1 protein-coding gene is annotated in these 1,129 nt (G+C 34.0%); it reads left to right on the top strand.

Translation table 11 applies throughout. From position 1 onward, the window contains the following. Window positions 1–15 precede the first annotated feature (15 nt). Complete coding sequence (locus CH76_RS13310) at window positions 16–1,125, top strand: RNA-guided endonuclease TnpB family protein (RefSeq protein ID WP_036147409.1); 1,110 nt, start codon at window positions 16–18, stop codon at window positions 1,123–1,125. Window positions 1,126–1,129: the final 4 nt, after the last annotated feature.

Here is a 1,129-nt window from a genome sequence, read left to right as displayed (position 1 = left end):
GCGAGGTGAATTGATATGACTAAACAAAATAAATCTTTCAAATTCCGTTTACTACCAAATAAAGAACAAGCAATACTATTAGCCAAAACATTTGGTTGTGTTCGCTTTGCCTACAATAAGATGCTTGCGGAAAGACAAGAAATGTATGAGAAATTTAAAGACGACAAAGAGAAACTTAAAAAGCAAAAGTTCCCTACCCCAGCTAAGTATAAAAAAGAATTTCCATTCCTAAAAGAAGTGGATTCTTTAGCTTTAGCAAATGCACAAATGAATTTACAAAAGGCATATAAGTATTTTTTTGAAGGCAATGCGAAATTTCCAAAGTTCAAAAACCGTAAGACAAAACAGTCTTATACAACCAATCGAGTGAACGGAAATATCGAATTGCAAGATGGTTATATCAAATTACCTAAACTGAAATTAGTAAAAATCAAGCAACATCGAGAAATCCCTACGGATTATAAATTAAAATCTTGTACGATTTCTAAAACAAAAACAGGTAAATACTATATTTCGATTTTGACAGAATACGAGAAGGAAATTAAACCCGTGTCCATTCAGAAAGTTGTTGGGCTAGATTTTGCTATGAATGGTCTATATGTCGAAAGTGAACAAGGTAAGAAAGCCAATTATCCACGTTTTTATCGACAATCATTAGACAAATTAGCAAAAGAACAACGCATCTTATCTCGTAGAAAGAAAGGTTCTGCACGTTGGGAAAAACAACGTTTGAAAGTAGCTAAATTGCATGAAAAAATAGCCAATCAACGTAAGAACTTCCTTCACCATCAATCAAAAGAATTAGCAACAACCTATGACGCTGTGATTATTGAGGATTTAGACATGAAAGGTATGTCAAAAGCCCTCAACTTTGGAAAAAGCGTTCACGATAACGGATGGGGTATGTTCACTACTTTCTTAGCGTACAAGCTAAAAGAACAAGGGAAACAACTTATCAAAATAGATAAATGGTTTCCTTCCACTAAGAAATGCTCATACTGTGGTACGAAAAAGAAAATGTCCTTGTCTGAACGTACATACCATTGTTCTTGTGGTTTTGTGCTAGACCGTGACCACAATTCTGCAATCAATATTAAAAATGAGGGATTACGCTTATTAGCGTAGAAAT

Origin of the sequence: Lysinibacillus sp. BF-4 (genome assembly GCF_000743635.1) — a bacterium.
Classification (GTDB): domain Bacteria; phylum Bacillota; class Bacilli; order Bacillales_A; family Planococcaceae; genus Metalysinibacillus; species Metalysinibacillus saudimassiliensis.
Note: the sequence above shows the minus strand (reverse complement) of the source record. Positions and strands in the feature narration are given on the sequence as shown.